The sequence below is a fragment of the Burkholderiales bacterium genome, assembly GCA_036262035.1.
Classification (GTDB): domain Bacteria; phylum Pseudomonadota; class Gammaproteobacteria; order Burkholderiales; family SG8-41; genus JAQGMV01.
In genome coordinates this window covers 17,266-30,941 of the sequence record DATAJS010000008.1, presented here as the reverse complement: position 1 = coordinate 30,941, position 13,676 = coordinate 17,266, and the positions used below count along the sequence as shown (strand labels likewise).

At 68.1% G+C, this 13,676-nt stretch carries 11 protein-coding genes; 10 read left to right on the top strand and 1 reads right to left on the bottom strand.

Annotated features, from left to right (window positions below; genetic code table 11):
* Together VHP37_05330 and chrA are read left to right on the top strand one after the other, a co-directional pair.
* Window positions 1–1,227: a CoA transferase gene (locus VHP37_05330; GenBank protein HEX2825746.1), complete on the top strand. Its 1,227-nt coding sequence runs from the start codon at window positions 1–3 to the stop codon at window positions 1,225–1,227.
* 40 nt (window positions 1,228–1,267) lie between these two features.
* Window positions 1,268–2,473: a chromate efflux transporter gene (gene chrA, locus VHP37_05325; GenBank protein ID HEX2825745.1), complete on the top strand. Its 1,206-nt coding sequence runs from the start codon at window positions 1,268–1,270 to the stop codon at window positions 2,471–2,473.
* On the opposite strand, the gene VHP37_05320 is transcribed toward chrA, so the two are convergent.
* Window positions 2,466–2,987, bottom strand: coding sequence for a pyridoxamine 5'-phosphate oxidase family protein (locus tag VHP37_05320; GenBank protein HEX2825744.1), 522 nt, complete (start codon window positions 2,985–2,987; stop codon window positions 2,466–2,468). The genes chrA and VHP37_05320 overlap by 8 nt on opposite strands.
* An 83-nt stretch (window positions 2,988–3,070) precedes the next feature.
* Here VHP37_05320 and VHP37_05315 point away from each other — a divergent pair, with 83 nt between their 5' ends.
* The 8 genes from VHP37_05315 to VHP37_05280 all read left to right on the top strand — a co-directional run bounded on the left by VHP37_05315 (window position 3,071) and on the right by VHP37_05280 (window position 13,658).
* Window positions 3,071–4,054 carry a tripartite tricarboxylate transporter substrate binding protein gene (locus VHP37_05315; protein ID HEX2825743.1) on the top strand — a complete coding sequence of 328 codons (984 nt, stop codon included), beginning with the start codon at window positions 3,071–3,073 and terminating at the stop codon, window positions 4,052–4,054.
* Window positions 4,055–4,072: 18 nt separating this feature from the next.
* A complete protein-coding gene (locus VHP37_05310; GenBank protein ID HEX2825742.1) occupies window positions 4,073–6,169 on the top strand; it encodes a hydantoinase/oxoprolinase family protein in 2,097 nt (698 codons plus the stop codon).
* Window positions 6,166–7,884: a hydantoinase B/oxoprolinase family protein gene (locus VHP37_05305; protein HEX2825741.1), complete on the top strand. Its 1,719-nt coding sequence runs from the start codon at window positions 6,166–6,168 to the stop codon at window positions 7,882–7,884. Before VHP37_05310 ends, VHP37_05305 begins: the two co-directional genes overlap by 4 nt.
* Complete coding sequence (locus VHP37_05300) at window positions 7,881–8,993, top strand: alanine racemase (GenBank protein HEX2825740.1); 1,113 nt, start codon at window positions 7,881–7,883, stop codon at window positions 8,991–8,993. Before VHP37_05305 ends, VHP37_05300 begins: the two co-directional genes overlap by 4 nt.
* On the top strand, window positions 8,990–9,958 hold the full coding sequence (locus VHP37_05295; GenBank protein HEX2825739.1) for a tripartite tricarboxylate transporter substrate binding protein: 969 nt from the start codon (window positions 8,990–8,992) through the stop codon (window positions 9,956–9,958). The genes VHP37_05300 and VHP37_05295 overlap by 4 nt, the downstream gene beginning before the upstream one ends.
* Window positions 9,959–10,039: 81 nt before the next feature.
* Window positions 10,040–10,912, top strand: a complete 873-nt coding sequence (locus VHP37_05290; GenBank protein HEX2825738.1) for a xanthine dehydrogenase family protein subunit M — start codon at window positions 10,040–10,042, stop codon at window positions 10,910–10,912.
* Window positions 10,912–11,388: a (2Fe-2S)-binding protein gene (locus VHP37_05285; protein ID HEX2825737.1), complete on the top strand. Its 477-nt coding sequence runs from the start codon at window positions 10,912–10,914 to the stop codon at window positions 11,386–11,388. Before VHP37_05290 ends, VHP37_05285 begins: the two co-directional genes overlap by 1 nt.
* A 2-nt stretch (window positions 11,389–11,390) precedes the next feature.
* On the top strand, window positions 11,391–13,658 hold the full coding sequence (locus VHP37_05280) for a xanthine dehydrogenase family protein molybdopterin-binding subunit (GenBank protein ID HEX2825736.1): 2,268 nt from the start codon (window positions 11,391–11,393) through the stop codon (window positions 13,656–13,658).
* Window positions 13,659–13,676 lie beyond the last annotated feature (18 nt).

Here is a 13,676-nt window from a genome sequence, read left to right as displayed (position 1 = left end):
ATGAAGAGAGCGATCCTGGCGAACGTGCGCGTCGTCGACATGACCGAAGGCGTGGCGGGACCGTACGCCGCGACGCTGCTGGGCGACATGGGCGCGCAGGTGGTGAAAGTCGAGCGCCGCGAAGGCGACTGGCAGCGCAGCGCGGGCAAGGGCGAGCCGGGGCGTTTCGGCAATCCGCAGTTCATCGCGCTCAACCGCAACAAGCGCGACATCGGCGTCGATCTCAACACCGGCGACGGGCGCCGCATCGTCGAGCGCCTGGTGTCGCAGGCCGACGTGGTGATCTCGAATTACCGCGCCGGCGTGATGGCGAAGCTCGGCTTCGGCTATGAGCGCTGCAAGGCGCTCAAGCCCGACCTCGTCTACTGCACCATCTCCGGCTTCGGGCAGGACGGCGCGTACGCGCAATTGCCGGCGAGCGACACCATATTGCAGGCGATGAGCGGCGTGATGAGCGTCGTGGGCGAGCCCGACGGCCCGCCGCTGCGGGTGGGCTTCCCGCTGATCGACATGACGGCTGCGAGCTCGGCGGTGCAGTCGGTGCTGCTCGCGCTCTACGGCCGGCTGACGGGGCAGGGCGGCGCCGAGATCGACGTGAGCCTCGTGGCCGCGGCGGCGTCGCTGATGTGCGGCGGCTACACCGAGAACATGGCGACCGGGCGGCTGCCGCCGCGCCAGGGCAATCAGAACAGCCTGCTCGCGCCCGCCGGCGCTTTCAAGGTCGCGGGCGGACGCTACATCACGATCGCGGTGCTGCGCGACTCGCACTGGAAGAAGTTCTGCGGCGCGCTGTCGCTCGAAGCGCTCGCCGACGACGAGCGTTACGCGACGAACGCGGCGCGCGTGAAGAACCGCGACGCACTGAACGCGATCATCGTGCCGCTGCTCGAGTCGAACACGTCGGACTACTGGCTCGAAAAACTGCGCGCGGCCGACATCCTGTGCGGACCGATCAACACCGTGGCGGACGTGCTCGCCGACCCCGCGCTCGCCGCGTGCCTGCCCATCCTCGACGTCGGCCTGCCGAACGTCGCGCGCGCGATGGGCGGGCCGATCCGTTACGACGGAGAGTTCTTCGCCGCCCGCTGCGCGTCGCCGGCGAAAGGGCAGCACACGCGCGAAGTGCTGGCGGAGATCGGCTACGGCACACAGGAGATCGAAGCGCTGCTCGCTTCCGGCGGCGCGTTCGTCGAAGCGGAGCTCGCCGGTCCGCCGGACAGATCGTAAAGCGACGCCTAAGGAGAAGCAGGTGGCAGATACGGAACGATTGCGCGCGAGCCAGACGCAGCGCGTTTCCGCGCTCGCGGTATTCAACACCGCCCTCAAGCTGGGTCTCACGTCGTTCGGCGGGCCGATCGCGCACCTCGGGTATTTCCGGGAAGAGTACGTAAAGCGCCTCGAGTGGATCGACGATCGCGTTTATGCCGATCTCGTCGCGCTATGCCAGTTCACGCCCGGGCCGGCGAGCAGCAAGGTCGGGATCGGCATCGGGCTGGCTAAAGCGGGGCTGCCCGGCGCGTTTGCCGCGTGGCTCGGTTTCACCCTGCCGTCCGCGCTCGCGCTGCTCCTCTTCGCCTACGGTGTAGAGACCTTGGCGGGCGATCTCAACACCGGCTGGCTCCACGGCCTGAAGGTGGTGGCCGTCGCGGTCGTCGCGCAGGCGGTGTGGGGCATGGCCCGGAATCTCACGCCCGATGCACCGCGCTTCACCCTCGCGATCGCGGCCGCGATCGTCGCGATGGTGTGGCCGACTTCCGCGGGACAGGTCGGGGCGATCGTCCTGGGTGGGGCGATCGGTTGGGCATTCCTGCGCGCGAAGCAGGACGAGCCGCACGTGCCGATGGGCATTCCGCTGAGCAGGCGAGCGGGAAGCGTGAGCCTCGCGCTGTTTTTCGCGTTGCTCGTCGCGCTGCCGCTCCTCACGGCGGCCTATCCCGATCAGGCGCTCGCCTACTTCGACAGCTTCTACCGTGCAGGCTCGCTCGTCTTCGGCGGCGGCCACGTCGTACTGCCCCTGTTGCAGTCCGAGGTCGTGCCGCCCGGCTGGATCACGAACGACGCATTCCTGGCCGGCTACGGCGCGGCGCAAGCCGTGCCGGGACCGTTGTTCACGTTCGCGGCGTACCTCGGTGCCGCGATGGGGCCCGAGCCGAACGGCTGGCAGGGCGCGGCGCTGTGTCTCGCTGCGATTTTCCTGCCGGCGTTCCTGCTCGTGATCGGCGTATTGCCGTTCTGGGACGACCTGCGGCGTTATCGTGCGGTGCGCTCCGCCCTGACAGGGGTCAATGCGGCTGTCGTGGGCCTGCTGCTCGCGGCGTTGTACCACCCGGTGTGGACGAGCGGCATCCTCACTCCGGCCGATTTCGGCCTCGGGCTGGTCGCCTTTGCGCTCCTGGTGTTCTGGAAGATGCCGCCATGGCTCGTCGTGCTCCTGACCGCGATGGCTGGCTGGGGGCTCGCCTTCGTCAGATGAGCGCCGGCGTCTTCTCCTTGTAGCGGCGGCCGCGGTCGACCGCGCGCCGCTGCCGCACGAGCTTCATCACCGGCACGCCGTAGCCGCAGCTCGTCATGGTGTTGTCGATCTCGACCTCGATCACCTGCCGCGCCTTGCCTTTGAGCTCGGCGGCCGGGTGCGCGAGCATCACGTCCTTCAGCGGCGACTCGTCGAGCGGCGTCACGGTCGCCCGTCCGAACAAGCGCACGATGGCCGCGTCCTCCTCGTCGAACGCGGGGATCATCACCGTGATCGGTCCGCCGGCCGCGCAGTGCCGCGCGGTCTCGTTGCCCGAGCCGCGGTAATCGAGATACGCGACGCGGTTCGGACCGAGGATGTGCAGGGGCACGCCGCCTTTGGGCGAGACGTTGACCGGTCCGACGTCGTGCGGACCCGTGGCGAGCGAGGGATCGGCACTCGCCACGAAGAACAGCAACGCGTTGCGGATCAGCTCGGCCTGCTCGTCGGTGATCGAAGGGTGGTAGGTCGCCATCGCGGTTGTCCGGTTCGGGTTGAGTGGTGAGGGTGCGAACGGGCAGGGTAACATTTCCCGGGAACGGAGGAGGAGGCTCGCTCATGAACGGCGTCATCCGCAACGCGGCGTGGCTGTTCGCGCTCGCGTGCAGCAGCGTGACCGCGCAGGAGAAGCAGGACAGGGCCGCCGACTATCCGGCCAAGGCCGTGCAGCTCGTCATCTGCTACGCGCCGGGCGGCGGCCTCGACGTGATCGGCCGCATCGTGGCGGAGCGTCTGACGCGCAATCTCGGACGCCAGGTCGTCGTCGAGAATCGGCCCGGCGCGGGCGGCAACATCGGAACGGCGTACGTATCCAAAGCCGCCGCGGACGGTCATACGCTGCTCGAGACGACGAACAGCCACAACATCAATCCGCTCATCTACAGGAATCCGGGATACGACCCGCGGAAAGACTTCGTCGCGGTCGTTCAGCTCACCGAAGCGCCGTCGGTGATCGTCACCAGCCCCAAGCTCCCGTATCGCACGCTGAAAGACCTTCTGAGCGCCGCCCGCGCCGCGCCCGGCAAGCTGTCCTACGGCAGCGCGGGCAACGGCTCGCCGACCAACATCGCGATGGAGATGTTCAAGGCGGCTGCGAACGTCGACATCACGCACGTGCCGTACAAGAGCGCGGCGCAGTCGCACATGGACGTGGTCGGCGGCTCGATTCCGCTCGCGATGGCCGCGGTGCCGTCCGCGGCGCCGTCGGTCGCCTCCGGCATCCTGCGCGCGCTGGCGGTCACGTCGGAGAAGCGCTGGCCGACGTTGAGCGACGTGCCGACGGTGGCCGAGAGCGGCTATCCGGGCTTTTCCCACATGACGTGGATCGGCGTGTTCGTGCCCGCCGGCACGCCGCCGGCGATCGTCGCGAAGCTCAACCAGGAGATCGTTGCGGTGCTCGCGAACCCCGAAGTGCGCGAGCGCATCTCGAAAGCGGGCGCCGAGCCGGTGGGAAAAAGCGCGGCGGAGTTCGAGGCCATGCTTCGGGCAGAATACGACGCTACGGTTAAGCTCGTGTCGCGCATCGGATTGAAAGTCGATTGAGATAAGGAAAGTCGGGCTTTGGCAACAGAAGAGCACTACAGGGCGGGCGTGGACATCGGCGGAACGTTCACGGACATCGTCCTCGTATCAAACAGCGGTACCGTCTACAGCAAGAAGCTTCTTTCGACGCCGCACGATTACAGCGCGGCGATCGAGTCGGGCCTGCGCGAGCTTCTCAGCGAGCTGTCGGTTCGCGGCGCGCAGATCGGCGAGTTCGTGCACGCGACCACCGTCGCCACCAACGCGATCATCGAGCGCAAAGGCGTGCGCGTCGCGCTCGTAACGACCCGCGGTTTCGGCGACGTCCTCGAGCTCGGCCGGTTTCGCGCGCCGCGCCCGTATGACATGGGGTTTCGCAAGCCCGAGCCGCTGGTGCCGCGCCGGCTGCGCTTCGAAGTGCCCGAGCGCGTGAGCTCGAAAGGCGAAGTCGTCGAAGCGCTCGACAGCGCCGCGCTGGAAAGCGTCGCACAGGCGCTCGAGCGCGAGAACATCAACGCGCTCGCGATCTGCTTCATCAACTCCTATGCGAACGATGCGCACGAGGCGCAGGCCGCGGCGTTCTTCCGGCGCAGGCTCCCGGCGGTGTCGGTCACCACGTCGACCTCGCTCATGCCGCAGATCGGCGAGTACGAACGCACCAGCAGCACCGTGATCAACGCGTACATCCGTCCGGTCGTGCAGTCCTACGTCAACGCGCTGAACGCGAGGCTCGAAGCGCTCGAAGTCGCCGCGCCCCTCATGATCATGCAGTCGAGCGGCGGCATCGCGCCCGCGCCGACGGTCGCCGAGCGCTCGCTCACGATCATCGAGTCAGGGCCCGCCGCCGGCGTGCTCGGCGGGCAGCGGCTCGGCGAGCAGATCGGCATCGCCGACCTGATCGTCTTCGACATGGGCGGGACCACTGCCAAGGCGACGATCATCGAGAACCACGCGTTCGGCATGAGCCCCGAGTGCGAGGTCGGCGGCGGCGCGCTCATGGGCAATCGCATGATCAAAGGCGCGGGCTACCCGGTGCAGGCGCCGACGATCGACATCGCCGAAGTCGGCGCCGGCGGCGGCAGCATCGCGATGGTCGACGAAGCGAGCGGCATCAAGGTCGGGCCGCGCAGCGCGGGCGCCGATCCGGGGCCTGTGTGCTACGACCACGGCGGGACCCAGCCGACCGTGACCGATGCGAACCTGGCGCTCGGCTATCTCAATCCCGCCGCGCTCGTCGGCGGTGAGCTCGCGCTCAATGCCGACAAGGCGCGGCAGGCGATTCGTACGCTCGGCGCGCGCGTCGGGCTCGACGCCACCGAGACCGCGTACGGCATCCACGCGATCGCCAATGCGACGATGCTGCGCGCGCTGCGCAGCGTCTCCTCGGAGCGCGGGCAGGACCCGGCGAAGTTCGCGCTGCTCGCGATCGGCGGCAACGGCCCGGTGCATGCCGCGACCCTCGCCGATTCCGCCGGCATGAACCGTATCGTGGTGCCGCCGGTGGCGGGCCTGTTCAGCGCGCTCGGGATGCTGTTCGCCGACGTCGAGCATCACCTCGCGAAAGGTTTCTACCGGCGGCTCACGACGGGCTCGGCGGACGACATCAACGCCGCCGCGCTGAGTCTGGTCGAAGGCGCACGCAAGCTCCTCGCCGAGGAAGGGTATGCGGCCGCGCACCAGCAGCGCATCACGGTGAGCCTCGATATGCAATACCGCGCGCAGTCGTCCACGCTGACGATCCCGCTGTCGCAGTACCCGGCCACCGCGGACACTGTCGCCACGCTGTTCAGGTCGTTCGAGGAAGAGCACCGCCGCACCTTCGGCTACGTCACCGGCGAGATCGTCCAGTCGGTCGCGATCAAGGCCACCGCTCAGGGACTGTCGGCGACCCCGCGCACCCCTACGCGCATCACGCACGGCAACACGCGCGCGCGCCGCGGCGAGCCGGCGCGCCGCGCTTATTTCGGCGAGCAGCACGGCTGGTGCGACACCCCGGTGATCGAGCGCGCCGATCTCGATGCGCAGCCGCGCAGCGGGCCGCTCATCGTCGAGGAATACGACACCACCATCATCGTGCGGCCGGGCTGGACGGCGCGGCTCGACCGCTGGAACAACGTACACCTGGAGCGCGCGTGAACATCAACCCGGTCAAACGCGAGCTGCTGCACAACGCGCTCGTCACCATCACCGACAACGTGCTGGTGATGATCGTGCGCACCGCGCGCTCGTCGAACGTCAAGAACAGCATGGATTTCTCGGCTGCGATCCTCGACGCCGACGGCCAGCTCGCGGCGCAGGGGCTCGCGGTGCCGGTGCACCTGGGCGCGATGATGCCGGCGTTCCGCGGCTGCGTTGAGCCTTTCAGGAACCGGATCGAGGAAGGCGACGTGCTCGCGCTCAACGATCCGTTCTCGGGCGGCAGCCACTTGAACGACATCTTCATGTTCAAGCCGGTGTACGCAGCCGGACGGCGCATCGCGTGGATCGGCATCATCCTGCACCACACCGACCTCGGAGGCCGCGTGCCGGGCGGCAACGCCACCGACAGCAACGAGATCTTCGAGGAAGGTCTGCGCATCCCGCCGTGCAAGATCGTCGAAGCGGGGCGCCTGAACGAGACCCTGCTGCGCATCATCGAGTTCAACACGCGCGTCCCCGACCGGGTGCTCGGCGACGTGCACGCGCAGATCGCGGCGATCCAGCAGGCCGAGAAAGAGCTCCTGAAGCTCGTCTCGGGCTGGGACGTCGACGAGTTCTGCGCGTATCTCGCCGACCTCATGGATTACGCGGAGCGTCTCGCGCGTGCGCAGATCGCCGCGCTGCCCGACGGGGTCGGCGAGTTCACCGAATGGAACGACGACGACGGCGCCGGCGGCGGCCCGGTGCGCATCCACGCGAAGCTCACCAAGAAAGGCGAAGCGCTCACGGTCGATTTCAGCGGCACCGATTTCCGACTCGGCGGCGCGGTGCACAGCAATTACGCGTTCACCGCGTCGTGCTCGTACGCGGCGATCCGCACCGTGCTCGATCTCGACATCCCGAGCAACGCCGGCGTGTACAGAACGATCGAGGTGATCGCGCCCGAAGGCACGTTCGTCAATGCACCGTTCCCCGCGGCGCTCGGCTCGCGCGGCCAGAGCGGGCAGCGCATCCGCTCGGTCGTGCTCGGCGCGCTTGCGCAGCTCATGCCCGATCGGCTGACGGGCTGTCCCGGCGGCTCGGAGTTCGCAATCTCCGCGTCGGGGTACAACGACGAGCAGCGGCGCTTCGTCCATCTCGAGTTTCACAACAACACGGGCCAGGGCGGCGGTCCGGATCGCGACGGGCAGGACGGCGGGCCGTATTGCATCGGCAATCTCGCGAACGTGCCCGTCGAGCTGCTCGAAGCGGAGTACCCGCTGCGCATCGACGAGTATTCGTTCATTCCGAATTCGGGCGGTCCCGGCAAGTATCGCGGCGCGCTGGGCGTGGTGCGCCAGTACCGCATGCTCGTCGACGACGTGCTGGTGCAGGTGCGCTCCGACCGCTTCCATCATCCGCCGTGGGGAATCTTCGGCGGGCGTGCCGGCTCGGCCGCGCGGGCGTTCATGAACCCCGGCACCGATCGCGAGGAAGCGCTGCCGTCGAAGTTCATGCGCAGGCTCGAGCGTGGAGAAGTCTTCCGCGCCGAGATGGCCGCGGCCGGCGGTTACGGCGACCCGCTCGAGCGCGACGTCGACGCGGTGCTCGAGGACCTGAAGCAGGGCAAGATCTCGATCGGGCACGCGCACGACGAATACGGCGTCGTCGTGCGCGCGGGGGGAGAGGTCGACGCGGCCGCGACCGCGGCGGCGAGGAGGAAATCGGCATGAGCGCGTCCTGGCTGCGTCCCAACGTCGTCGAGATCGATCTCGAAGCGATCCGCCGCTGCACGCGTGCGATCCGGGAAGCGATTCCACCGTCGGTGAAGTTCTTCGGCACGCTGAAAGCGAACGGCTACGGCTTCGGCCTCGTCCCGGTCGCGAAAGCGGTGCTCGGCGCGGGCGCCGACGCGATCTCGCTCATCAGCCTCGCCGATGCGATCGCGCTGCGCGAGGCCGGAATTACGTCGCCGATCCTGCTCTACGCCGGCGTGCCGTACGACGCCGACTCGGTCCGTGCGATCGAGCGCCATCGCATCATCCCGACGCTGCACGACGAAGCGTCGCTGGGCGCGCTCCTCGCGAACGTGACCGACCAGCTCGACTGCGCGATCAAGATCGACGCGGGCAACGAGCGCATCGGCGTTCCGTCCGATGCCGCGGCCGAATACATCGCGCGGGTGGCGCGCGCGGGCAAGCTGCGCGTCGCGATCGTCAACACCCATCCGTCGATCACCGCCGCGGCCGATGCCGACGAGTGTCTGCAGTGGCAGTACGAGCGCTTCGACCGCGCGTGCCGCGAGGCGGAGGCGCTCGGGGTGAGCATTCCGCTGCGCGTGATGGCGAGCTCCAAGGTGCTGCGCATGACGAAGGCGATGAACCTCGACGGCGTCGATCCCGGCCAGGCGCTGTTCACCCCGCTCGAAGGCAGCGCCGACGAGGCGCAGCCGCTCGCGAAGCTGAGGACGACGCTGCTCGAAGCGAAGCCGGTGCATCGCACCGAGTTTCCGGCGCAGGCGCCGTTCGGCGGGCGCTCGCCGAAACGGCTCGGCGTCATCCCGATCGGCTACAGCGACGGCCTGCATCGGCTCAACGCCGGCGCGGTGCTCGTCGGCGGCGCGCGCGCGGCGATACTCGGCCCGCCTTCGATCGAGTACACCCGCATCGATCTGACCGACGCGCCCGACGCGAAAGCGGGTGACGAAGTCGTCATCATCGGCGCGCAGGGTTCTGATCGCATAACGCCCGAGGACGTGATCGCGCACACCAGAGCGGGGCGGCTGACCGACCTCGCGTGCGAGATCCGGCCGGGCATCCAGAGGATGTACCTGAACCCATGATCGCGATTCGACTCGCAGCACTCGTTCTTCTGGCGTTCAATACCGCCGCCGTGGCCCAGCAGGGGCCGACCGGTTATCCGAGCCGCACCATACGCATGATCGTGCCGTGGCCGCCCGGCGGATCGACCGATGCGCTCGCGCGCATCATGGCGAACCGCCTCACCAGCGCGCTGGGACAGCAGGTGATCGTGGACAACCGTCCGGGCGCGGGCGGCAACATCGGCACCGCGATCGCCGCGAAAGGCAGCCCCGACGGTCACGTGATGGTGCTCGTCAGCAGCAGCTTCGTGGTGAATCCCAGCCTGTACTCCAAAGTGCCGTACGACCCGCTGAAGGATTTCCAGCCGGTGTCGTACATCGCGAGCGCGCCGAGCGTGCTGCTGCTCCACCCTTCGGTGAAAGCGGCGAACGTGAAAGAGCTCGTCGCGCTGACCAGGGCGAACCCCGGCACGTTCAACTGCGCATCGCCCGGCGCGGGCACCGCGCAGCATCTCGCCACCGAGCTCTTCAGGCTCGCAGCCGGCGCGAGCATCACGCACGTGCCGTACACCGGCGCGACCATGATGCCGGCGGTGATCGGCGGCCACGTGCAGTCCGGTTTCATCTCGGTTCCGGCGGCGCAGCCTCACGTCGCCAGCGGCGCGCTGCGGGCGCTGGCGATCACCAGCCTCAAGCGCTCCCCCGCGATGCCCGAGGTGCCGACGTTCGACGAATCGGGCTACAAAGGCTTCGAAGTCGACCACATGCAGGGCCTGCTGGTGCCGGCGGGGACGCCGCGCGCGATCGTCGACCGCATCAACGCCGAGATCGTGAAAGGCCTCGACGACCCCGAGATCCGGAAGCGTCTCCTGTTCCTCGGTTTCGATCCGGTGGGCAACAAGCCCGAGGAGTTCGCGCAGCAGATCCGGGTGCAGCTTCCGAAATGGGAGAAGCTCGTGAAAAGCGCCGGAATCAAGGTCGAATAGGGCGCGGGATCGAAACACTTCGCGAGGATGGCGTGACGAGGGGCGGCGCGGTATCTTGAGGGGTCACGGAGGGGGAACGCGATGAACGACATGCGGTATGAAGCGGCCGGCACGCTGGAGGCCGCGGTGGCGCTCCTGGCAGGCGCGAAAGGCACGGCGAGAGTCCTCGCCGGCGGCACCGACCTGCTGATCCAGATGCGGGGCGGCCGCGTCGAGCCGGAGCTGCTGGTCGACGTGAAAGGCATACCCGAGATGACGGCGGTCGTCGCCGAGAACGGCGCGTATCGTTTCGGCGCCGCGGTTTCCAGCATGGCCTTGATGGAGCACGCGGCGTTCTCGAAAGCGTGGCCGGGCGTCACCGAAGCGGCGGGGCTGATCGGCTCGACCCAGATCAAGGGACGCGCGACCGTCGGCGGTAACTTGTGCAACGCTTCGCCCGCGGCCGACAGCGTGCCGGCGATGATCGCCGCGGGCGCGATCGCGAGCATCGTGGGGCCTGAAGGGCGGCGCGAGGTCAAAGTCGAAGACATCTGCACGGGGCCGGGAAAGACCTCGCTCGGCAAGGGCGAGATCGTCGCGTCGTTCCTGCTGCCGAAACGTCCGCCCCGGTCGGGAGACGCGTATCTGCGCTTCATTCCCCGGACCGAGATGGACATCGCGGTCGTCGGCGCCGGGATCAACCTCACGCTCGACGCATCGGGTGTGTGCACCGATGCGCGTGTGAGCATCGGTGCGGTGGCCGAGCGCGCGTTGCTCGTGCCCGAGGCCGCAAAGGCATTGATCGGCACCAAGGTCGATGAGGACGCGCTCAAGCGCATGGCCGCCGCGGTCAGCGCGGCGTGCCGTCCGATCGACGACAAGCGCGGCACCAGGGAATACCGGATCAAGGTGGCCGGCGTGATGGCGCGGCGCGCCGCTCAAATCGCGCTCGCTCGCGCGCGGGAGACGAACTGATGGCCAAAGTCCATGTAACGACCAGGCTCAACGGCAACGACGTCGAGTTTCTGTGCGAGACACGCCAGACGCTGCTACAGGTCCTGCGCGACGAGCTGCACCTGACCGGCACCAAGGAAGGCTGCGCCACGGGGGACTGCGGCGCGTGCAGCGTCACCGTCGACGGGCGGCTGATGTGCTCGTGCCTGATCCTCGGCGCCGAAGTGCAGGGAAAATCGATCCGGACGATCGAAGGCATGGCCGACGGCGAGAAGCTGCATCCGCTCCAGCGCAAGTTCCTCGAGCACGCCGCGCTCCAGTGCGGCATCTGCACGCCGGGCGTGCTGGTCGCGGCGAAGTCGCTGCTCGAGCGCAATCCCGATCCGACCGAAACCGAAGTGCGCTTCTGGCTCGCGGGTAACCTGTGCCGCTGCACCGGCTACAACAAGATCATCGAGGCGGTGCTCGACGCCGCCGCTGAAATGCGAGGGAGCTGAACATGGCGATCGTCATCCCCGAACGAGAGCTGAAAGTCGTCGGCACCAGCCCGGTCCGTCCCGACGGCGTGCCGAAAGTGACGGGCCTCGCCCAGTACGGGGCGGATTTCCATCTGCCCGGCATGCTATGGGGCAAGATCCTGCGCTCCCCGCACGCGCATGCGCGCATCCGCTCGATCGACACGTCCAAAGCGGAGGCGCTGAAAGGCGTCAAGGCGGTGATGACCGCGAAGGACCTGCCCGACCAGAAGTTCGAGTACCTCGGTCCCGAGCGCGTCGCGGTGAATTTCTGGCACATGACGCGCAACATCATGGCGCGCGAGAAGGTGTTGTACGAAGGCCACGCCATCGCCGCGGTCGCTGCGACCACGGCGGCGATCGCGGAAGAAGCGTGCAAGCTGATCGAAGTGGATTACGAGGTGCTGCCGCACGTCATCGACGTCGACGAGGCGATGCAACCCGGGGCGCCGCTGCTCTTCGAGGACATGATCACGCGCGGCATCGATCCGCCGCCTTCGACGCCGTCGAACGTCTCCAAGCGCATCGAATACAAGATGGGCGACATCGAGGCGGGCTTCGCGTCCGCCGACAAGGTCGTCGAATTGAGCTTCAAGACCGCACCGGTGCACCAGGGCTACATCGAGCCGCACGCGACGCTCGCGCGCTACGACTCCGACGGCCAGGTGGAGCTCTGGGTCTCGAGCCAGGGACACTTCGTGGTGCGCACCATGGTGTGCAAGCTGCTCGGCATCAAGACCGCGGACCTGCGCGTGCACGCCGCGGAGATCGGCGGAGCGTTCGGCGGCAAGACCGTGGTGTACGTCGAACCGGTCGCGGTGACGCTGTCGCGCAAGTCCGGCCATCCGGTGAAGATCATGATGAGCCGGGAGGAAGTGTTCAAGGCGACCGGACCGACGTCCGGCGCTTCGATGACCATCAGGATCGGCGTCATGAAGGACGGCCGCATCGTCGCGGCCGACGCCCTCATGAAGTATCAGGCGGGCGCTTTCCCCACGTCGCCGGTCATGAACGGGCTGATGTGCGGCTTCGCGCCGTACGACATCGCCAACGTGCGCACCATCGGCTACGACGTGGTGTGCAACCGCCCGAAGACGGTCGCGTACCGCGCGCCCGGCTCGCCGATCTCGGCGTTCGCCGTGGAGAGCACCATGGACGCGGCCGCGCGCGCGATCGACATGGACCCGCTGGCCTTCAGGCTGAAGAACGTCGCCAAGCCGGGCACGCCGCTCGTGCACGGCGCGAAGATCGGGCACGCGGGTTTCGCCGAAACGCTGCGCGCACTGCAGGAGCATCCCGGCTACAGCAAACCGCTCGGCAAGAACCAGGGACGCGGCATGGCCGTGGGTTACTGGTTCAACGGCGGCGGCGAATCGAGCGCGACCGTGCACGTCAACGAGGACGGCAGTGCCGTCGTCGCGACCGGCAGCCCGGACATCGGCGGCTCGCGCGCCTCGACCGCGCAGATGGCGGCCGAGACGCTGGGGATCGACTACGAGCGCGTGCGACCGATCATCGCCGACACCAACTCGGTCGGTTACACGCAGGCCACCGGCGGCTCGCGCGTCACCTATGCCACCGGTCGCGCGGTGATCGATGCGTGCAACAAGGTGATCGCCGAGATGTGCGCGCGCGCGGCGAAGATCTGGAAGATCGACGTCGCGGACGTGATCTGGGAAGACGGCAAGGCGAGGCCTGCGGGCAAACGCGCCGGCGAGTTCGAGCCGCTGTCGTTCAAGGACATCGCGTCCAAGCGCACCGCGACGGGCGGTCCGATCGTCGCCGCGGCCGCCATCAACGCCGAAGGTCAGGCGCCCGGTTTCGCGGCGCAGTTCTGCGACGTCGAGGTCGATCCCGAGACCGGCGCGGTGAAGATTCTGCGCTACGTCGCGGCGCAGGACGCAGGCCGCGCCGTGCATCCGAAATACGTCGAGGGCCAGATGCAGGGCGGCGTGGTGCAGGGGATCGGCTGGGCGTTGAACGAGGAGTACATCTACGACAAGGACGGGCGGCTCTCGAACCCCGGCTTCCTCGACTATCGCATCCCGGTGGCGTCGGACCTGCCGATGATCGAGACGATCGTGGTCGAAGTGCCGAACCCGAATCACCCGTACGGCGTGAAGGGCGTGGCGGAAGCCAACATCGTCCCGCCGATGGCGGCGATCGCCAACGCGATCTGCCGCGCAACCGGCAAGCGCCTGACCGACCTGCCGATGTCGCCGCCGAAGGTGTTGCAGGCGCTCGATTCATAAACTGACCTGGAAAAACAG